Below are 18,364 nucleotides of genomic sequence, written 5' to 3'. Positions count from 1 at the left end.
GCTCTGTGCGAACACGAAGATGCCCCGACCGCAGCTGGGCACGGCAGGCGCACATCTCAACAGTAGGCCGCGGAAGGCTTCCTCGGGCAGCGGTCGCCGACGGTTGCCCGATTGCGCCCCGGCCACCCGTATGCATCTGGTATGCGCCGAACGGGTGGCCTTCAACCGCTACTCCTCGGCCGAAAGCGCGACTTCGGCCGCCGCGTCCGGTCCCTGCTCCAGCAGGACGCCGAAACCCTCCTCGTTCAGGACCGGAACCTTCAGCTGCATCGCCTTGTCGTACTTCGATCCCGGACTGTCACCCACCACGACGAAGGACGTCTTCTTCGAAACCGAGCCGGTCACCTTCGCTCCGCGGCTCTGCAGCGCCTCCTTGGCGCCGTCCCGCGTGAAGTGTTCGAGCGTGCCGGTGACGACGACGGTGAGGCCTTCGAGGGGGCGCGGCCCCTCGTCCTCGCCGGTGCTCTCGGCCTCCAGGCGGACGCCCGCGGCCTTCCACTTACGGATGATGTCGCGGTGCCAGTCCTCGGCGAACCACTGCTTGAGAGAGGCGGCGATGGTCGGGCCGACGCCCTCGGTGACCGCCAGCTCCTCCTCCGTGGCCTGGTCGATGCGCTCGATCGAGCGGAACTCGCGGGCCAGCGCCTCGGCCGCGACAGGGCCGACGTGACGGATCGACAGGCTGGTGATGACGCGGGCGAGGGGGCGCTCCTTGGCCGCCGCGATGTTCTCCAGCATGGCCACCGCGTTCTTGCGGGGCTTGCCCTCCTGGTTGGCGAAGATCGTGGCGACCTTCTCCTCGCCGGTCTTCGGGTCGCGCTTGGGCAGACCGCTGTCCGGGTCGAGGACGTACGCCTTGATGGGCAGCAGCTGCTCGATGGTGAGGTCGAACAGGTCGCCCTCGTCGACGAGCGGCGGGGTCTTCGGCTCCAGCGGGGCGGTGAGGGCGGCGGCGGCGACGTAGCCGAAGTGCTCGATGTCCAGGGCCTTGCGGCCGGCGAGGTAGAACAGGCGCTCGCGCAACTGGGCCGGGCAGGTGCGGGCGTTCGGGCAGCGCAGGTCGACGTCGCCCTCCTTCATCGGCCGCAGCGGCGTGCCGCACTCGGGGCACTCGCTCGGCATCACGAACTCGCGCTCACTGCCGTCGCGCAGGTCGGCGACGGGACCGAGGATCTCGGGGATGACGTCACCGGCCTTGCGCAGCACGACCGTGTCCCCGATGAGGACGCCCTTGGCCTTGACCACGTCCTGGTTGTGCAGCGTGGCGAACTCGACCTCGGAACCCGCGACCGTGACCGGTTCGACCTGGGCGTACGGGGTGACGCGGCCCGTGCGGCCCACGCCCACGCGGATGTTGACGAGCTTGGTGTTGACCTCCTCCGGCGCGTACTTGTACGCGATCGCCCAGCGCGGCGCGCGCGAGGTGGAGCCGAGGCGGCCCTGGAGGGGGATCTGGTCGAGCTTGACGACCACGCCGTCGATCTCGTGCTCCACGGAGTGGCGGTTCTCGCCGAAGTGGGCGATGAACTCCCGTACGCCCTCCAGCCCGTCGACCACCTTGTTGTGCCGGGAGGTGGGCAGGCCCCAGGTCTTCAGCAGGTCGTAGGCCTGGGAAAGGCGGGTCAGGCCGGTGAAGCCCTCCAGGGCGCCGATGCCGTGGACCACCATGTGCAGGGGGCGCGTGGCGGTGACGCGCGGGTCTTTCTGGCGAAGGGAACCGGCCGCCGCGTTGCGCGGGTTGGCGAAGGGTTTGTCACCTGCCTCGACGAGGCGGGCGTTGAGCTCCTGGAACTTCTCCATCGGGAAGTAGACCTCGCCGCGGATCTCCACGAGGTCGGGGACGTCGTCGCCCTTGAGGCGGTCGGGGATCTCGGTGATCGTCCGCACGTTCGGTGTGATGTCCTCACCGGTGCGGCCGTCGCCGCGGGTGGCCGCGCGGGTGAGACGGCCGTGCTCGTAGGTGAGGTTCACGGCGAGGCCGTCGACCTTCAGCTCGCACAGGAAGTGGTACTCCTGCTCACCCAGTTCCCTGGCGATGCGCTCCGTCCAGGCGGCCATCTCCTCGTCGTTGAACGTGTTGTCGAGGGAGAGCATGCGCTGGCGGTGCTCGACGGCCGTGAACTCCGTCTCGTACGAGCCGGACACCTTCTGCGTCGGCGAGTCCGGGGTGCGCAGCTCCGGGTGCTCCTCCTCCAGCGCCTCCAGGGAACGCAGCAGCTGGTCGAACTCCGCGTCGCTGACGACGGGAGCGTCCTTCACGTAGTAGCGGAAGCGGTGCTCCTCGATCTGCTCCGCGAGGCGCGCGTGCTTCTCCCGTGCCTCGGCGGGCACCGTCGTCGTCTCCGCTTGCTTGTCGCCGGCCACCGTGTCGTCCTCCCGTTACTCTGGGTTGTCCGCGAGGGATCTCGCCGCCCGGGCGCAGTGCGCGAGAGCCGTGCGCGCGTACTCCGGGGAGACCCCCGCGAGTCCGCACGCCGGCGTGACCGTGACCGCCTCCGCGAGAAGCCCCGGTGACAGCCCCAGCCTGCGCCACAGCGTCCTGACACCCATGACGCTACCGGCAGGGTCTGACAACGGGCCCTCCGTGCCCGGGACGACACCGGTGAAGAGCCGGGTGCCGCCCTCCACCGCCTCGCCGATCACCTCGTCGTCACGCTCGGTGAGCAAGGAGAAGTCGAACGAGACGGCCGCCGCGCCCGCCCGGCGGAGCAGGGCGAACGGCACGTCCGGGGCACAGGAGTGGACCACGGCCGGGCCGCCGGTGTGGATCCCGACGAGGTCGCGCAGCGTCTGCTCGACGATCTGCCGGTCGGGGGCCCGGTGGGTGCGGTAGCCGCTGGCGGTCTTCACCTGGCCGCGCAGGACTGCGGTGAGGGACGGCTCGTCGAGCTGGAGGACGAGCTGCGCGCCGGGGACCCGCCGCTGTACCTCGGCGAGGTGCAGACGCAGGCCCTCGGCGAGGGAGGCGGCGAGGTCGCGGCAGGCGCCGGCGTCGGAGAGGACGGCCTCCCCGCCGCGCAGCTCCAGGTTGGCCGCGAGGGTCCAGGGACCGACGGCCTGCACCTTCAGCGGCCCCTGGTACTCCTGCGTGAATTCCTCCAGCGCGTCGAGGTCCTCGCCGAGCCAGGAGCGGGCCCTCTTGGTGTCGCGCCCCGGCCGGTCCCCGAGCCGCCATCCGCTGGGTTCCACCCGCGCGTAGAGCTCGACGAGCATGCCGGCGGTCCGCCCGATCATGTCCGCGCCCGGCCCCCGGGCGGGCAGTTCGGGCAGGAAGGGGAAGTCCTCGAAGGTGCCGGTGACGGTTTTGGCGGCCTCACGGGCGTCGCCGCCCGGCATGGATCCCACGCCGGTGGCGGCGCCGAACCTGAACTGGCTGTTTTCGCTCACCGGAGAAGCCTACGCAGCGCCGTGACCGGGGTCAGCCTCCCGGGCGCACCGTCAGGTCGTTGACCTCCGCGTCCCGCGGCAGGTCCAGGGCCATGACGATCGTCGTGGCGACCGACTCGGGGTCGATCCACTTCGAGGCGTCGTACTCCTTGCCTTCCTGCTGATGGACCTTGGCCTGCATGGGGCTGGCCGTGCGGCCGGGATAGACGGAGGTGACCCGGACGCCGCCCGCGTGCTCCTCGTGGCGCAGGGAGTCGGCGAGGGCCTTCAGGCCGTGCTTGGAGGCGGCGTACGCGGACCAGCCGGCATGAGCGCTCAGGCCGGCGCCGGAGTTGACGAAGATCACGTGCCCGCGGGCGGCGCGCAGCTGGGGCAGGAAGTGGCGGGTCAGCTCGGCGGGGGCGATCAGGTTGACGTTGAGCTGGTGGCGCCAGGTCTTCGGCGTGAGCTCGCCGACCGGGCCGAGGTCGACGACACCGGCGATGTGCAGCAGCGAGTCGACGCGGTCCGGCAGCGACTGGTGGGAGAAGGCCCAGGACAGCTTGTCCGGGTCGGCGAGGTCGCCCACCAATGTCCTCGCGCCGGGGAACTCGGCCGCCAGCTCCTTCGCACGGCCCGCGTCGCGCGCGTGCAGCACGAGGTCGTCCCCGCGCGCGTGCAGGCGGCGGGTCACGGCCGCGCCGATGCCGGAGCCGGCTCCGGTGATCACATGAGTAGCCATGTCCGCCATGCTCGCATCAGCGCCGGGGCCTCGTGATGGATCTCCGCAGAGAAGGAGCGGGGTTCGGTGGGTGCGATCGGCCTGCGGTGCGGAGGGTCAGGTGGCGGAGCCACTGGCCCTTCCCTTCGCACCGCACGGCATGGGGGTCCTCCGTGCTCGGGCGAAGCCGAGAACTCGCAGGAGTGCGTGCCGGGCGTCGCGACGCTGCGCAGATCCGTCACAGGGCCCCTGGGTCACCCGATGCCCCGGCTCTCCTCCAGGTAGGCCAGAGCCCCCACCGGCTCCTCGGCGAAGAACACCAGGTCGGTGAGCGGCCGGGGCAGGAAGCCCTCGGCGTCCATGCGGCGGAACTGCTCCTTCAGACCGTCGTAGAAGCCCGCGGTGTTGAGCAGGACCACCGGCTTGTCGGTGAGACCGTGCTTCTTCAGCTCCAGGATCTCGGTCGCCTCGTCGAGCGTCCCGGTGCCGCCGACCATGATCACCACGGCATCGGCCCGCTCCAGGAGCAGCCTCTTGCGCTCGGCGAGGTCCTTGGCGATCACCATCTCGTCGACGCCCGGGCGGGCCTTGGCCGCGAGGAACTGCACGGAGACGCCTGCCAGCCGGCCGCCCGCCTCCTGCACCCCGTCGGCGACCACCTTCATGAGGCCGACGTCGGAGCCGCCCCACACCAGCGTGTGGCCGCCCTTGCCCAGCAGCGTGGCGAACTCCCGTGCGGGGCGGGTGTAGCGCTCGTCGAGGTCGGCCGCGGACAGGAAGACACAGATGTTCATGAACCCACCGTACGGGCCCGGTCCACCGTGACGGTGACCCGCATTTTGGACTGCCGGTGCGGGAGGCGCTCCCAGTCGTCCATGAACCGGGCAGACAGGCCGTGCCGCGCGGCGAGGTCGGTGAGGGTCCGCGTCCGGTAGTAGAAGTCCTCGTGCAGCACCTGGTGCTCCTGGCCCTCGGTGCGGTCGAACGTGAAGTCGAAGAACCCGCCGGGTGCGAGGATCCGGCCGACGTGGGCGAAGCACTCCTCGATGACGTGCAGCGGCGAGTGCGAGAAGACGCTGTGCGCGTGCACGACGTCGAAGTGCGCGTCCGGCAGGAAGGCGAAGGTGAGGTCGTCGGCGAGCATCAGATAGGGCAGTTTGGGCTGGAGCTTCTCGGCCACGAGGGTGTCCTGGGCGGCGAGCAGGATGGGGGGCGAGATGTCGATGCCGTAGTAGTGCGCGGTGTCGAGGTAGTCGATGAACAGCCGCCCGGCGCGCAGATTGCCGCAGCCGATCTCCAGGAGCCGGTGGTGCGGCTGGAGGCCGTGGCCCACCAGGTAGTCGAACTGCATGCGGCCGATGCGCGCCCACTGCTCGCGCGAGGGGTTGTGCCCCACCGCGGCCTCGGTGCTGCGGGCCGCGTCCGAGGCCATCACGGCCCGGTAGTAGGCGATGTGGTCGGGGTGGCGCAGCCGCAGCCAGGCGTCCCGCACCGCGCGCCGGGCGTGCGCGGGCACCCGCTCCGGGTGTCGCAGGGCGTACCGGACCTGGTGCAGCAGGCTGGAGCGGTTTCCGGCCGTTTCCGTGGCGCGCATGGGGGCCTCCTGCGGCGAGGGAAGAACTCCGCTTCAGCCTGCGCTGTACCCGGGGAGTCGGCTACCCGAGGAGGGGCGATCGTGACCACAGGGCATCGCATCACCATCGAGCGGAGCGGCGGGCACGTGCGCGTGGTGCACGGCGGGCAGGTGCTGGCGGAGAGCGACCGGTCGCTGGTCCTGCGCGAGACGGGCTGTCCCGAGCGGTACTACATTCCCGCCGAGGACGTGCGCCTGGACCTGCTGACGCCGTCCGGCACGCGGACGTACTGCCCGTTCAAGGGCACCGCCTCCTACTGGTCGCTGCCGGACGCGGCGGACCTCGTCTGGGCGTATCCGGACCCCAAGCCGGATGTCGTCGACATCAAGGACCACCTGTGCTTCTACGAAGTGGAAGTGTTCTGATCGGCTGACGCGCCGCCCGCCTCATCGATGAACACCCCGGCGTGCGGCAGTCTGCATGGGCATGGACAAGAAGACCCTTTCGGGCGACGGCACCCGCATCGCCTACGAGAGCACCGGACGCGGCCCCACGGTCGTCCTGGTGAGTGGCGCGATGTCGACGGGCGGCACCCTGGCGCCGCTGGCCGTGTCGCTCTCGGACCGTTTCCAGGCCGTCGTGTACGACCGCCGGGGCCGTGGCGCCAGCGCGGACACCGCGCCGTACGCCGTGGAGCGTGAGGTCGAGGACCTGGCCGCCGTGATCGAGGCGGTGGGCGGCGAGGCACACCTGTACGGCATCTCCTCGGGCGGGGCCCTCGCGCTGGAGGCGGCGGCGAGCGGACTGCCGGTGCGGCGCGTGGCGGTCTACGAGACGCCGTTCGCGATGTCCGAGGAGGGCGCCAAGGAGCGCGCGGACTACACCCAACGGCTGAGGGAGGCGCTCGGCGAGGGCCGGCGCGGGGACGCGGTCGAGCTGTTCCTGCGCCTGACGGGCCTCGCCGAGGGCGTGATCCAGGGCGCCCGCCAGTCCCCCATGTGGGCCGGCATGGAGGCCATGGCGTCGAGCCTCGCCTACGACGACGCCGTCATGGGCGACGGCCGGGTGCCCCGCTCCCGGCTGGCCTCGGTCGGCGTCCCCGTCCTGGCGGTGGCGGGCGACGCGAGCCCCGGGTGGCTGCGCGAGGCGGCCAGGGCGATCGCCGACTCCGTCCCCGACGGTACGTACCGCACGCTCCAGGGCCAGACGCACATGGTCGAGCCGAATGTGCTGGCGCCGGTGCTGACGGAGTTCTTCAACCGGGACTGACTGAGCCCGGGGGGCGCGGGGGCACGCGCGCGTGGAGCCCGGCCCCGGGCCCCGCGGCGGGGTCAGGCCACGCCGGCCGTCGCGCGGGTCGTCGACGCGATCGTCGCCGAGCCGACCACACGCGTGCCGTCGTACAGGACGATCGCCTGGCCGGGCGCGACGCCGCGGACCGGCTCGGCGAAGGTGACCTCCAGGGAGCCGTCGACGACTTCGGCGGTGACCTCGGTCTCGCCGCCGTGGGCGCGCAGCTGGGCGGTGTAGGTGCCGGGGCCGGCGGGGGCGGCGCCGCACCAGCGGGGCTTGATCGCGGTGAGGGCGCTGACGTCCAGGGCGGACGCCGGGCCGACGGTCACCGTGTTGTCCACCGGTGAGATGTCGAGGACGTAGCGCGGCTTGCCGTCGGGGGCCGGGGTGCCGATGCGCAGGCCCTTGCGCTGGCCGATGGTGAAGCCGTACGCGCCCTCGTGGGTGCCGAGCCGGTTGCCGGACTCGTCGACGATGTCGCCCTCGGAGCGGCCGAGCCGCTTCGCGAGGAAGCCCTGGGTGTCGCCGTCGGCGATGAAGCAGATGTCGTGCGAGTCGGGCTTCTTGGCCACCGCCAGGCCCCTGCGCTCGGCCTCCGCGCGGATCTCGTCCTTGGTGGTGACGGTGTCGCCGAGCGGGAACATGGCATGGGCGAGCTGCCGGTCGTCGAGCACGCCGAGGACGTAGGACTGGTCCTTGGCCATGTCGGAGGCGCGGTGCAGTTCGCGGGTGCCGTCCTCGCTGACGATCACCTGGGCGTAGTGGCCGGTGCAGACGGCGTCGAAGCCGAGGGCGAGCGCCTTGTCGAGGAGGGCGGCGAACTTGATCTTCTCGTTGCAGCGCAGGCAGGGGTTGGGGGTGCGGCCGGCCTCGTACTCGGCGACGAAGTCCTCGACGACGTCCTCGCGGAAGCGGTCGGCGAGGTCCCACACGTAGAACGGGATGCCGATGACGTCCGCGGCGCGGCGGGCGTCGCGCGAGTCCTCGATGGTGCAGCAGCCCCGCGCGCCCGTCCGGAACGATTGGGGGTTGGCGGAGAGCGCCAGGTGGACGCCGGTCACGTCGTGGCCCGCTTCGGCCGCGCGGGCGGCGGCGACGGCGGAGTCGACACCGCCGGACATGGCGGCCAGGACGCGGAGGGGGCGGGGGCGCTGCGGGATCTCAGTCATAACCCTTCCAGGGTACGGGGGCGCGGGAACCGGGGCCGCCGGGTATCCGTTGACGATCACATGGGAGAGCGGAAGGCTTCGAGGGACGGCGACCGGAAGGTCGGCCGCCGTGCGCTGCTGATCGGCGGCACGGTGGCCGCGGCGGGCTCCGCCGCCTTGGCCCGGGACGAGCTGGCGCGTCTGTGGTGGCGCGCTCCGGGTGTCGAGAAGCCGCGCAAGGAGGGCGAGGTCGACTACGCGGGGGCGCGCTGGGTGGCGGCCTCGGACGCCAACTGGCGCCGTGCGGACCGCCCCGACGACTACGGCATAGACATGGTGGTCGTCCATGTCACGCAGGGCAGTTTCGGCAGCGCGGTGAAGGCTTTCCAGGACCCGGGGCACAAGGCGGCCGCGCACTACATCGTCGGGCAGGACGGGCGGGTCGCCCAGATGATCCGTGAGCTGGACGTGGCCTACCACGCGGGCAACCGCGACTACAACGAACGTAGTGTGGGCATCGAGCACGCAGGTTTCGTGGACCGCCCGCAGGACTTCACGGACGAGATGTACGAGGCCTCGGCCCGTCTCACGGCCCGGATCTGCGCCCGCTACGACATACCCGTGGACCGCGAGCACATCATCGGCCACGTGGAGGTCCCGGGAACGGATCACACGGACCCGGGGCGGCACTGGGACTGGGAGAAGTACCTGCGCCTGATCCGGCGGGCGCGCACGACACCGGCGTGACCGCCGGGCCCGTCCGCGCAGCCTTCTGCGTCGGTCAGGCCGCTCGCGTTATGTCAGTCCGGCAGCCCGCGCCCGTTCCACCGCCGGGCCGATGGCCTTCGCCAGGGCCTCGATGTCGGCCTGCGTGGAGGTGTGGCCGAGGGAGAAGCGCAGGGTGCCGCGGGCCAGGTCGGGGTCGGTGCCGGTGGCGAGCAGGACATGGCTGGGCTGGGCGACGCCGGCGGTGCAGGCGGAGCCGGTGGAGCACTCGATGCCCTGCGCGTCGAGCAGGAGCAGCAGGGAGTCGCCCTCGCAGCCGGGGAAGGTGAAGTGCGCGTTGGCCGGGAGGCGGCCATCCGGGTCCGGGTCGCCGCCGAGGATCGCGTCCGGCACCGCCGAACGGACGGCATCGACAAGGGCGTCGCGCAGGGCGCCGATCTCGCGGGCGAACCACTCGCGCTGCTCGGCGGCCAGCCGCCCGGCGACGGCGAAGGAGGCGATGGCGGGCACGTCGAGGGTGCCGGAGCGCACATGGCGCTCCTGGCCGCCGCCGTGCAGCACCGGGACGGGGGTGTGCTCACGGCCGAGGATCAGCGCGCCGATGCCGTAGGGGCCGCCGATCTTGTGGCCCGAGACCGTCATCGCGGCGAGGCCTGAGGCGGCGAAGTCCACGGGGATCTGTCCGAAGGCCTGGACGGCGTCCGAGTGCAGCGGGACCCCGGACTCGGCTGCTGCGGCGGCGAGTTCGCGGATCGGCAGGATCGTCCCGATCTCGTTGTTCGCCCACATGACGGTGGCGAGGGCCACGTCGTCGGGGTTGCGGGCGATCGCCTCGCGCAGGGCGTCGGGGTGGACGCGGCCGTGGGTGTCGACCGGCAGGTATTCGATGGTGGCGCCCTCGTGTTCGCCGAGCCAGTGCACGGCGTCGAGGACCGCGTGGTGCTCGACGGGGCTGGCGAGGACGCGGGTGCGGGCCGGGTCGGCGTCGCGGCGTGACCAGTAGAGGCCCTTGACGGCGAGATTGTCGGCCTCCGTGCCGCCCGAGGTGAAGACGACCTCGCTGGGGCGGGCGCCGAGGGCTTCGGCGAGGGTCTCGCGGGCCTCCTCGACGGTGCGGCGGGCCTGCCTGCCGGATGCGTGGAGGGAGGACGCGTTGCCGGTGGCACCCAGCTGGGCGGTGAGCGCCTCTGCCGCCTCCGGGAGCATCGGGGTGGTCGCGGCGTGGTCGAGGTAAGCCATGGTGAGCCCGATTCTACGGCTCCCCTTCCACCGGCCTCAGGCCAAGGCTGGCCGAACGTGAACCGCTTCCCGGCGCGGCGACGGCCCGTCGTCCTCGGGCGCGGCCGCGGCGTACCGGCGGACGGCTGTCCGACGGCGGCTCAGAAACTCCACGAGATCGTGCTGTCGAACTCCATGAAGGCCGCGAGGACCAGCAGGTCGGCGACGCCCAGGCCCAGGCCCAGCCACGCGCGGCCGCGGCGCTCGGTGCCGCGCCACAGGGCGACGCTCGCCAGCACGATGGCGATCGGACCGAGGAAGAGGTTGAGCACGAGCAGGCCCAGCAGGCCGAGGACGAAGGACGCTACGGCCATGCCGTCGGTGTCGCGGATACCGGTGCGGCGCGAGGCCGGAGCGGTGAGCTGCATGATGATCGACTCCTGGATGCGGATCGAAGGGGTGGCGGTCGGTGTCAGTGGGTTTGCGTGTGGCGGCGGCGGCCGCGCTCGCGGAGCGCGAAGATGCCGAGCCAGACGGCGATGACGGCACCGAGGGCGACGGAGAAGGTGAGCGGCGCGTGGGCCACGGTGCCCAGGACGACACCCAGCAGCAGGAGTGCGGCGACGATGAACAGCACGGGATCAGCCCCCAGGGTTTCGGTGAACGGTTGTGGTTACAGTTGTTCACTGACTTCCCAGTCTAGATCCTCTCATGACTTTCCAATTCCAGAGAACAGTTGTTAACTGCATGGTATGAGTCACACCCTCGGCATCCGACAGGCCCAGAAGCAGAAGACCCGGCAGGCACTCCTCGACGCCGCCCTCGGGCTGCTGGAGGGGCAGAGCCTGAGCAGCCTGGGACTGCGCGAGGTCACCCGCGCCGTCGGTGTCGCCCCGACCGCCTTCTACCGCCACTTCCGTTCCACGGCGGATCTGGGCGTGGCCCTGGTCGAGGAGGCGCTGGGCAGCCTGCACCCGATGATCCGGACGACGGTGTCCACGACGGGCGACCACGAGCAACGCATCACGCGCACCATCGAACTGATCGCCCGTCACGTCGACGGGTACCCCGCTCATGTCCGCTTCATCGCCCGTGAACGACATGGCGGAGTTCTGCCGGTACGAGAAGCCATACGGGAGCAACTCGCCCGGTTCGCCCAGGAGGTCAAGGACGAGCTGGCCAAGGACCCGGTCTCCGAGGGCTGGAGCGAGGACGACCTGCTGATGCTCGCGCATCTCTACGTCGACCAGATGCTGAGTACGGCGTCGCAGTTCCTGGAGACGCTGGAGGGGCCGGCGGAGGAGCGCCCCGACCGGACCCGGCGCGTCGCACAGCTGGCGACCCGCCAGATGCGGCTGATCGGCCTCGGCCGCCGGCATTGGCTGGATTGACGCCCCCGGACCACGCACAGGGGCGGCGCGCCCGTTCGCCGGACGCGCCGCCCCTGCCGCATGCCGACCCGGGCGGGCCCGAGCCGGCATCCTGCGCCTCTTGCTCCTTCTGACGACTGCTGAGGCTGTTCGCCCTGCCCCTGCCCCTGCCCGCCCGCGGTCCGACCGCCGCAGCCCGGGCCGCCGCAACCGCCTCCCGGAGCGCCACCCGGACCGCCCTGGTCGCCGCCCGGCGCACCGCCGGGCATCCCCGATGGGGGCCCCGGACGGCGCACCGGTCGGCTCGGATCCCGCGGAGGCGGCACCCGGCGGGGCACCCGAGGGCGCATCGGAAGGAGCACCCGAAGCCGCCCCCGACGGCGCCCGGCAGCACTGCTGCCGCCCCGGCCCGCCCCCACCGTTCGAGGACGACGAGGAGCCGGCCGCCCCGCAGGCCACCAGGACCGGGGGACGAGAGCGCCAGCCGGGCCACGACGGGGACGAGACGCGCACGCGCCATGAGAGACAGCTCCAGGAAAGACGAGGGAGTCCTGAGGCGAGTACTCAACCAGCGCCGCTCAGGCCTCCCTCGGGGCCTGTGACCTGCCTGTCAACGGGGCGAAGTTCAGCCCAGCCGCACCCGCGCCAGCTGCCGGGACTGCGCGACCAGTCGGTCCGCGCTGTCCCACACCTCGGCGTCCTCCTCCAGGAAGCCGCCGGCGAGGTTGCGCGTGGTGATCGACACCCGCAGCGGACCCGGCGCCGGGCGGCACCGGACGTGCACGGTCAGCTCGACGGTCGGCACCCAGCCCTTCAGCCCGAGTTCGAAGGCCGTGGGCGGCAGGGCGTCGACCGCCAGCAGCAGGGAGAGCGGGTCGGGGTCGCGCCCGTCCTTGAGTCCGAACCAGGCCCGCATCTCGCCCTTGCCGGAGGGCTGCCCGAGGGCCCAGCCGAGAGTGGACGGGTCGAGCTTGAGCATCAGACGCTCGGTGATCGCCGAGCTGCCGTCGACGGGGGCGGGTCCGTCCTCGGGGCCGAAGCAGTGCTCCAGCGGCGGGATCGCGGGCGGCCGGGCCGTCGTACGGACGTCGTCGGGCAGGGTGTCCAGGTCGCCGTAGGAGGCGAGGACGCGGATGCGCTCCACCTCGCGGCCCTCCGCGTCGTACTGGAAGAGGGAGGCCTGGCCGCTCGACAGGGTGCGGCCGGTGCGGACGACGTCCGTGCGGACGACCGCGGGGCCGGGCTGGGACGCGGTCAGATAGTGCGCCGAGATCGTGAAGGGATCGGCGTGCGGCAGGGCGTCCGCGAGGGCGCGGCCCAGGACGGCCAGCAGGTAGCCGCCGTTGACGGCACTGATGATCGTCCAGCCGGCGGAGAGGTCGATGTCGTAGACGCCCGGCGCGCGGCGGGTGAGCGCGGTGTCGCGGTCGAACTCGCTGTCGCCGATCGTGGCCCGGGCGGCCGGGGCGGTGGCTGCTTCTGGCATGGCTGAACAGTACAAGAACTGACTACTAAGCGGTAGCTTTCTACGGGCCGCCCGGGCGCTACGGCCATGGGTCACCCCCTGGTGAGACACGGGCAATTTCTTGGTAAGTGCCCGACTCGTCCGTAAACCCCGTGGGCCTTTCCCTCCTCTGTAGGGGCATGAGCCTCACCGGGACACCGTTCCTCTGCACGCTGGTCGTACTGTCCGTCGCCGCCCTCGTCCTGCCGCTGGTCCTGTGGTCGCGCATCCACGGGCCCCGGGTCCTGCGTGCCGCGGCCCGGGCGCTGATGCTGCTGTTCGCCCAGGGGACGGCCGTGGCCCTGGTCTTCACGCTGGTCAACAACGCCAACAACCTGTACGACGACTGGGCCGACCTGCTCGGCACCGGCGACCATGTCCATCAGGCGGCCGATCTGGGCGCCGACGGCACCGGCGGGATCTCGCTCAAGCGGCTGCCCACGGTGCGTCAGACCTTCACGCCCGCCACCGGACCCGGGATGGGCGCGGCCGGCGGGGTGCGGGTGACCCAGCTCAAGGGCCGGGTGTCGGGTGTGAACGCCGAGGTCTACGTCTGGCTGCCCCCGCAGTACGGCGAACCGGCCTACCGGCACCACAGGTTCCCGGTCGTGGAACTGCTGCCCGGCTACCCCGGCTCGGCGAAGGCGTGGTTCGGCTCGCTGCACGCGCACGAGCAACTGGAGCCGCTGATGCGCGACGGCCGGGTGGCCCCGTTCATCCTGGTCGCGCCCCGCACCAACCTGCTGGCCGGGGTCGACACCGGGTGCGCCAACATCCCGGGCACGGTCGACGCCGACACCTGGCTGAGCGTCGACGTGCCGAGGATGGTCATGGACAACTTCCGCGCCCAGCCGGCCCCGCAGGGCTGGGCCGTCGCCGGCTACTCGGCCGGGGCGCACTGCGCGACCAGGCTCGCCGTCGCCCACCCCGACCGCTACCGGGCCGCCGTCAGCATGTCCGGTTACAACGACCCGATCGGCGAACGCGACTCGCTCACCGCGCAGAACCCCACCCTGCGCGCCGAGAACGACCCGTATCTGATGCTGCGCAGGGCGCCCGTCCCACCGCGGATCGCGCTGTACCTCTCCGGCCAGCCGCACGACGGCTACGAGGCCGCCGTGGCCCTGGAGCAGGCCGCGAAGGCGCCGACGACCGTGCACGTGATCTACATCCCGAAGAGCGCGGGCGGCCACAACCTGGCCCTGTGGCGACCCCAGGTCGTCCCGGCGTTCCACTGGCTGACCGAGGAGATGGGCGCCCGCGTCACGGCAGGACCGGCTGCTCCTCCTCGCTCACCGTCGACCGCCGGTGCCACGCCCGCGGAGCTCGCCAGTGGTACCGCATCGCGAGCAGGCGCAGTACGAAGGCGGTGATGACCGCGACGCCGCTGGTGACCGGGTTCAGGGCGTCGTAGCGGATGCACAGGGCGGCCAGGGCGGAGCCGACGATGGCCGGGACCGCGTACAGGTCGCGGTCCCAGCGCAGCAACGAGGGCACCTCGTTGGCGAGGACGTCCCGCAGCACACCGCCGCCCACGGCGGTGGTCAGCCCCAGACCGGCGGAGGCGGTCAGGCCGAGCCCGTACTCGTACGCCTTGGTCGTGCCGGCGACGCAGAACAGGCCGAGACCGGCCGCGTCGAAGACGTTCACCGCCACCTGGATGCGCTCCACTTGGGGGTGCAGGAAGAAGACCAGGAGGGTGGCGAGGAGCGGGGTGAGGAAGTACCCCAGGTCCGTGAACGCGGCGGGCGGCACGGCGCCGATGACCAGGTCACGGAACAGCCCCCCGCCCAGCGCGGTGACCTCGGCGAGGACGGCCATGCCGAACACGTCGAAGTTCTTGCGCACGGCCAGCAGGGCGCCGGAGATCGCGAAGACGAAGATGCCGATCAGGTCGAGCGTGTGCTGGACGGACGGACTGAAGAGTTGCTGGAGCACCCTTACATCCTTGCGCACGAAAGGGTCCCCGCCTTGCGAACCAAGACGGGGACCGCAGACCGCCTACCTACCTGGCGGCTCATCCGCTTGGTTGTCCGACTCGTCCGAAGGGCCCTCGGCTGTGGCCCCGGGACTCTTGGACACCTCAGCGGCCGCCGCCGCCACCGCCGCCGACGTCTCCGCCGACTCGGCCAGCACCTCGTCGGCCACCAACTCCGCCGCCTCCTTGGCGGCTGTCAGCAGCACCGTGTCCTGCGGGGCCTGGTCCTCGAAGTTCTCCGGGTGGTGGCAGGCCACCCGCTGACCGGGACGCAGTTCCCTCAGCGGCGGCTCGGTCGTCTTGCAGATCTCCGTAGCCTTCCAGCACCGGGTGTGGAAGCGGCAGCCGCTCGGCGGGGCGATCGGCGAGGGCACGTCGCCCTTGAGCAGGATCCGCTCACTCTTGGCGTTCTTCCGCCTCGGGTCCGGGATCGGTACCGCCGACATCAGCGCCTTGGTGTACGGGTGCATCGGCGTCTTGTAGAGCAGGTCGCGGTCGGCCAGCTCCACGATCTTGCCGAGGTACATCACCGCGATCCGGTCCGAGACATGCCGGACGACCGACAGGTCGTGCGCGATGATCACATACGTCAGACCGAGTTCCTGCTGGAGGTCGTCGAGCAGGTTGACGACCTGGGCCTGGATCGACACGTCCAGCGCGGAGACCGGCTCGTCGGCCACGACGAGCTTCGGGTTGAGCGCGAGCGCGCGGGCGATTCCGATGCGCTGGCGCTGACCGCCGGAGAACTCGTGCGGATAGCGGTTGTAGTGCTCGGGGTTGAGGCCCACGACCTGAAGCAGCCGCTGCACTTCCTTCTTGATGCCGCCCTCGGGCGTGACGCCCTGGAGCTTGAAAGGAGCCCCGATGATCGTGCCGATGGTGTGGCGCGGGTTCAGCGAGGAGTACGGGTCCTGAAAGATCATCTGCACGTCCCGGCGAAGCGGGCGCATGCCCCCGACGCCGAGATGCGTGATGTCCCGGCCCTCGAACTCGACCTTCCCGGCGGTGGGCTCGAGCAACCGGGTGATCAGTCGGCCCATCGTCGACTTGCCGCAGCCCGATTCGCCCACGACACCGAGGGTTTCACCGGCCCTGACCTCGAAATCTATGCCGTCGACCGCGCGCACCGCGCCGACCTGCCGCTGGAGCAGACCCTTGCGGATCGGGAAGTGCTTCTGCAGCCCGGTCACCTTCAGCAGGATGTCACCGGCGGCGGCGTCCTTGGTGAGGGTGGCCGCGCCGGACGCATGGGCCTCGGAGCCGTCGCTCTCGGCGGGAGTGGTCACAGCGGTGTCCTTGGAGTTCTCGCTCACAGCTTCGGCGCAATCTCTTCGGTCCAGATGCGCTCCCGCTGCTCCCTGGTCATGTGGCAGGCGGCCCAGTGCTGGCTTCCGACCTCGGTCAGCTCGGGGCGGACCGCGCGGGTGACGTTGTCCTTGGGGACGTCGGCGTACGGGCAGCGCGGGTTGAAGGCGCAGCCGGACGGGATGTTGATCAGGGAGGGCGGGGAGCCCTTGACCGGGATGAGGCGCTCCTGCTGCTCGCGGTCGAGACGCGGCATCGAGCCGAGCAGACCCCAGGTGTAGGGGTGGCGGGGTTCGTAGAACACCTGCTCGGCCGGGCCCCGTTCGACGCAGCGGCCGCCGTACATCACGAGGATGTCGTCGGCGAGCTCGGCGACGACCCCCAGGTCGTGGGTGATGATGATGACCGCGGAGCCGAACTCCTTCTGCAGATCCCGGATCAGGTCGAGGATCTGCGCCTGGACGGTCACGTCGAGGGCGGTCGTCGGTTCGTCCGCGATGAGCAACTCGGGGTTGTTGACGAGCGACATCGCGATCATCGCACGCTGGCGCATACCGCCGGAGAACTCGTGCGGGTAGCTGTCGACGCGCTTGTCCGGCTGCGGGATCCCCACGCGGTCGAGCATGTCGACCGCCCGGCGGCGGGCGGTCTTCTTGCTGACGTCGTTGTGGATCCGGTACGCCTCCACGATCTGCTGGCCGATCGTGTAGTACGGGTGCAGCGCGGACAGCGGGTCCTGGAAGATCATCGCCATCTCGCGGCCGCGCAGCCTGCGCACGTGGTCCGGATCGGCAGCCAGCAACTCGGTGCCGTCCAGCCAGATCTCGCCGGAGATCCGCGCCTTGCGCTTGCCGTACTGGCCGGCGGTGTGCAGGCCCATGATGCCGAGCGAGGTCACCGACTTGCCGGAACCCGACTCGCCCACGATGCCGAGGGTCTTGCCCTTCTCCAGCTGGAAGCTCAGCCCATCCACGGACTTGACGAGACCGTCGTCGGTCGGGAAGTGCACCTTCAGGTCGCGCACGTCCAGGAAGGCGGTCGGCGCCGACGAGTCGCTCGTGGGCTCGCCCACGGCCGATGAGGTCTTGCTGAGTTCGGTCATGCGAGCCTCACTCGGGGGTCGATCACGGCGTACAGGACGTCCACCACGAGGTTAGCGACGAGCACCGCGACGGAGGTGATCAGGGTGACGCCCAGGATGATGGGCAGGTCCTGGTTCTTGATCGCGTTGAGCACGGCCTGACCCAGCCCGGGCAGGCTGAACGTGGTCTCGGTCAGGATGGCGCCGCCGATGAGGGCGCCGAGGTCCATGCCGAGCATGGTCAGGATGGGCGTCATCGTCGAGCGCATGGCGTGCTTGCGGATGACGACCTGTTCGCGCATGCCCTTGGCGCGGGCGGTACGGATGTAGTCCTCGCCGAGGATCTCCAGCATGGTGGCGCGGGTGATCCGGGCGTACATCGCGGCGTACAGGAACGCCAAGGTGACCCACGGAAGGATCATGCCGCCGAGCCAGCCGGTGAAGCTCTCCTCGAGGGGCACGTACTCCGCGTTGATCCAGCCCAGACCGTAGGAGAAGATCGCGAGGCTCAGCAGACCGGTGAAGTAGATGGGGAGCGAGACACCCGCGAGGGCGACGACCATCGCACTGCGGTCCCACAGCGTTCCCCGCTTGAGTGCGGAGAGGACACCCGCCGCGACACCGAGCAGCAGCCACAGCACGGCCGCGCCGAGCGCGAGACTCAGGGTCACCGGGAAGCGGTCGGTCAGCACCGGCCAGATGGCCTGCTCGCTGCGGAAGGAGTAACCGAAGCACGGCGCGGCGCAGTGGGTGACGTCGCCGCCGCCCGCGTACGTACGGCCCGCGAAGATGCCCTTGAAGAATTCCCAGACCTGGACGTAGATCGGGTCGCCCAGTCCCAGCTTCTGCCGCACCGCCTCGACGGCCGCCGGGTCGGCCTGCTTGCCCACGAAGCTGCTGGCGATGTCGACGCCCGCCCACTTGGGGACGAGGAAGAAGATGCCGAAGACCACCATGATGATGACCGCGAGCATCACTACGGCGGCGAACAGCCGCCTGATCAGGTAAGCGAGCACAGATCTCGGCCCGCTGCGGACCTCGGGCCACCGGAGGTCTTCCGATGGCCCGAGGTCACGCCGC

At 71.1% G+C, this 18,364-nt stretch carries 19 protein-coding genes; 5 read left to right on the top strand and 14 right to left on the bottom strand.

The genetic code is table 11. The features are described from left to right. Positions 1 to 168: 168 nt before the first annotated feature. The 5 genes from ligA to ACIQHQ_RS29840 all read right to left on the bottom strand — a co-directional run bounded on the left by ligA (position 169) and on the right by ACIQHQ_RS29840 (position 5,681). Positions 169 to 2,364 (bottom strand): NAD-dependent DNA ligase LigA, encoded by a 2,196-nt coding sequence (gene ligA, locus ACIQHQ_RS29860; RefSeq protein WP_402617589.1) that lies wholly within the window; start codon positions 2,362 to 2,364, stop codon positions 169 to 171. 15 nt (positions 2,365 to 2,379) lie between these two features. Then, complete coding sequence (locus ACIQHQ_RS29855; RefSeq protein WP_402617586.1) at positions 2,380 to 3,387, bottom strand: methionine synthase; 1,008 nt, start codon at positions 3,385 to 3,387, stop codon at positions 2,380 to 2,382. A 31-nt stretch (positions 3,388 to 3,418) separates the two neighbouring features. Further along, on the bottom strand, positions 3,419 to 4,117 hold the full coding sequence (locus ACIQHQ_RS29850) for an SDR family oxidoreductase (protein ID WP_402617583.1): 699 nt from the start codon (positions 4,115 to 4,117) through the stop codon (positions 3,419 to 3,421). A 224-nt stretch (positions 4,118 to 4,341) separates the two neighbouring features. Continuing rightward, the gene (locus ACIQHQ_RS29845; RefSeq protein WP_402617580.1) at positions 4,342 to 4,881 is read right to left on the bottom strand and encodes a TIGR00730 family Rossman fold protein; all 540 of its coding nucleotides are present in this window, start codon (positions 4,879 to 4,881) and stop codon (positions 4,342 to 4,344) included. Then, entirely contained in the window at positions 4,878 to 5,681 is an 804-nt protein-coding gene (locus ACIQHQ_RS29840; protein ID WP_402617577.1) for a class I SAM-dependent DNA methyltransferase, read from the bottom strand. The genes ACIQHQ_RS29845 and ACIQHQ_RS29840 overlap by 4 nt, the downstream gene beginning before the upstream one ends. An 81-nt stretch (positions 5,682 to 5,762) precedes the next feature. Between ACIQHQ_RS29840 and ACIQHQ_RS29835 the strand changes: the two genes are divergently transcribed. After that, complete coding sequence (locus ACIQHQ_RS29835; RefSeq protein ID WP_402617574.1) at positions 5,763 to 6,086, top strand: DUF427 domain-containing protein; 324 nt, start codon at positions 5,763 to 5,765, stop codon at positions 6,084 to 6,086. A 61-nt stretch (positions 6,087 to 6,147) separates the two neighbouring features. Beyond that, the gene (locus ACIQHQ_RS29830) at positions 6,148 to 6,930 is read left to right on the top strand and encodes an alpha/beta fold hydrolase (RefSeq protein ID WP_402617571.1); all 783 of its coding nucleotides are present in this window, start codon (positions 6,148 to 6,150) and stop codon (positions 6,928 to 6,930) included. A 62-nt stretch (positions 6,931 to 6,992) separates the two neighbouring features. Here ACIQHQ_RS29830 and mnmA read toward each other — a convergent pair whose 3' ends face one another. Next, the gene (mnmA, locus tag ACIQHQ_RS29825; RefSeq protein ID WP_402617569.1) at positions 6,993 to 8,123 is read right to left on the bottom strand and encodes a tRNA 2-thiouridine(34) synthase MnmA; all 1,131 of its coding nucleotides are present in this window, start codon (positions 8,121 to 8,123) and stop codon (positions 6,993 to 6,995) included. Between the two features lie 60 nt (positions 8,124 to 8,183). Between mnmA and ACIQHQ_RS29820 the strand changes: the two genes are divergently transcribed. Then, on the top strand, positions 8,184 to 8,849 hold the full coding sequence (locus ACIQHQ_RS29820) for an N-acetylmuramoyl-L-alanine amidase (protein ID WP_402617566.1): 666 nt from the start codon (positions 8,184 to 8,186) through the stop codon (positions 8,847 to 8,849). 48 nt (positions 8,850 to 8,897) lie between these two features. Here the strand turns inward: ACIQHQ_RS29820 and ACIQHQ_RS29815 are convergent, their stop codons facing one another. The 3 genes from ACIQHQ_RS29815 to ACIQHQ_RS29805 all read right to left on the bottom strand — a co-directional run bounded on the left by ACIQHQ_RS29815 (position 8,898) and on the right by ACIQHQ_RS29805 (position 10,683). Then, positions 8,898 to 10,067 (bottom strand): cysteine desulfurase family protein, encoded by a 1,170-nt coding sequence (locus ACIQHQ_RS29815; protein ID WP_402617563.1) that lies wholly within the window; start codon positions 10,065 to 10,067, stop codon positions 8,898 to 8,900. Between the two features lie 140 nt (positions 10,068 to 10,207). Next, the gene (locus ACIQHQ_RS29810; protein ID WP_402617560.1) at positions 10,208 to 10,474 is read right to left on the bottom strand and encodes a DUF4190 domain-containing protein; all 267 of its coding nucleotides are present in this window, start codon (positions 10,472 to 10,474) and stop codon (positions 10,208 to 10,210) included. Between the two features lie 44 nt (positions 10,475 to 10,518). After that, on the bottom strand, positions 10,519 to 10,683 hold the full coding sequence (locus ACIQHQ_RS29805; protein WP_402617558.1) for a hypothetical protein: 165 nt from the start codon (positions 10,681 to 10,683) through the stop codon (positions 10,519 to 10,521). Positions 10,684 to 10,798: 115 nt separating this feature from the next. Between ACIQHQ_RS29805 and ACIQHQ_RS29800 the strand changes: the two genes are divergently transcribed. Further along, entirely contained in the window at positions 10,799 to 11,437 is a 639-nt protein-coding gene (locus ACIQHQ_RS29800; RefSeq protein WP_402617556.1) for a TetR family transcriptional regulator, read from the top strand. Positions 11,438 to 12,041: 604 nt separating this feature from the next. On the opposite strand, the gene ACIQHQ_RS29795 is transcribed toward ACIQHQ_RS29800, so the two are convergent. Beyond that, positions 12,042 to 12,902: a thioesterase family protein gene (locus ACIQHQ_RS29795; protein WP_402617554.1), complete on the bottom strand. Its 861-nt coding sequence runs from the start codon at positions 12,900 to 12,902 to the stop codon at positions 12,042 to 12,044. Between the two features lie 158 nt (positions 12,903 to 13,060). Here ACIQHQ_RS29795 and ACIQHQ_RS29790 point away from each other — a divergent pair, with 158 nt between their 5' ends. Continuing rightward, on the top strand, positions 13,061 to 14,293 hold the full coding sequence (locus ACIQHQ_RS29790; protein ID WP_402617552.1) for an alpha/beta hydrolase: 1,233 nt from the start codon (positions 13,061 to 13,063) through the stop codon (positions 14,291 to 14,293). Here the strand turns inward: ACIQHQ_RS29790 and ACIQHQ_RS29785 are convergent. From ACIQHQ_RS29785 to ACIQHQ_RS29770, 4 genes are all read right to left on the bottom strand, one after another. Next, on the bottom strand, positions 14,184 to 14,858 hold the full coding sequence (locus ACIQHQ_RS29785) for a trimeric intracellular cation channel family protein (RefSeq protein WP_402617549.1): 675 nt from the start codon (positions 14,856 to 14,858) through the stop codon (positions 14,184 to 14,186). The two genes, ACIQHQ_RS29790 and ACIQHQ_RS29785, sit on opposite strands and share 110 nt — an antisense overlap. A gap of 63 nt (positions 14,859 to 14,921) precedes the next feature. Continuing rightward, positions 14,922 to 16,211, bottom strand: a complete 1,290-nt coding sequence (locus ACIQHQ_RS29780; protein ID WP_402617546.1) for an ABC transporter ATP-binding protein — start codon at positions 16,209 to 16,211, stop codon at positions 14,922 to 14,924. Then, complete coding sequence (locus tag ACIQHQ_RS29775) at positions 16,208 to 17,305, bottom strand: ABC transporter ATP-binding protein (protein WP_402617543.1); 1,098 nt, start codon at positions 17,303 to 17,305, stop codon at positions 16,208 to 16,210. The genes ACIQHQ_RS29780 and ACIQHQ_RS29775 overlap by 4 nt, the downstream gene beginning before the upstream one ends. Next, positions 17,302 to 18,300: an ABC transporter permease gene (locus ACIQHQ_RS29770; protein ID WP_402617541.1), complete on the bottom strand. Its 999-nt coding sequence runs from the start codon at positions 18,298 to 18,300 to the stop codon at positions 17,302 to 17,304. The genes ACIQHQ_RS29775 and ACIQHQ_RS29770 overlap by 4 nt, the downstream gene beginning before the upstream one ends. Positions 18,301 to 18,364: the final 64 nt, after the last annotated feature.

The organism is Streptomyces sp. NPDC092370 (assembly GCF_044755265.1).
Lineage (GTDB): Bacteria > Actinomycetota > Actinomycetes > Streptomycetales > Streptomycetaceae > Streptomyces.
This window is presented reverse-complemented; position numbering and strand designations above follow the sequence as displayed.

Excerpts from the sequence above, each read along its gene's own strand:
- ACIQHQ_RS29775 (WP_402617543.1), bottom strand. The coding sequence starts at position 17,305 with ATGACCGAACTCAGCAAGACCTCATCGGCCGTGGGCGAGCCCACGAGC.
- ACIQHQ_RS29820 (WP_402617566.1), top strand. The coding sequence starts at position 8,184 with ATGGGAGAGCGGAAGGCTTCGAGGGACGGCGACCGGAAGGTCGGCCGC.
- ACIQHQ_RS29790 (WP_402617552.1), top strand. The coding sequence starts at position 13,061 with ATGAGCCTCACCGGGACACCGTTCCTCTGCACGCTGGTCGTACTGTCC.
- ACIQHQ_RS29845 (WP_402617580.1), bottom strand. The coding sequence starts at position 4,881 with ATGAACATCTGTGTCTTCCTGTCCGCGGCCGACCTCGACGAGCGCTAC.
- ACIQHQ_RS29795 (WP_402617554.1), bottom strand. The coding sequence starts at position 12,902 with ATGCCAGAAGCAGCCACCGCCCCGGCCGCCCGGGCCACGATCGGCGAC.
- mnmA (WP_402617569.1), bottom strand. The coding sequence starts at position 8,123 with ATGACTGAGATCCCGCAGCGCCCCCGCCCCCTCCGCGTCCTGGCCGCC.
- ACIQHQ_RS29840 (WP_402617577.1), bottom strand. The coding sequence starts at position 5,681 with ATGCGCGCCACGGAAACGGCCGGAAACCGCTCCAGCCTGCTGCACCAG.
- ACIQHQ_RS29830 (WP_402617571.1), top strand. The coding sequence starts at position 6,148 with ATGGACAAGAAGACCCTTTCGGGCGACGGCACCCGCATCGCCTACGAG.
- ACIQHQ_RS29800 (WP_402617556.1), top strand. The coding sequence starts at position 10,799 with ATGAGTCACACCCTCGGCATCCGACAGGCCCAGAAGCAGAAGACCCGG.
- ACIQHQ_RS29815 (WP_402617563.1), bottom strand. The coding sequence starts at position 10,067 with ATGGCTTACCTCGACCACGCCGCGACCACCCCGATGCTCCCGGAGGCG.
- ACIQHQ_RS29810 (WP_402617560.1), bottom strand. The coding sequence starts at position 10,474 with ATGCAGCTCACCGCTCCGGCCTCGCGCCGCACCGGTATCCGCGACACC.
- ACIQHQ_RS29850 (WP_402617583.1), bottom strand. The coding sequence starts at position 4,117 with ATGGCGGACATGGCTACTCATGTGATCACCGGAGCCGGCTCCGGCATC.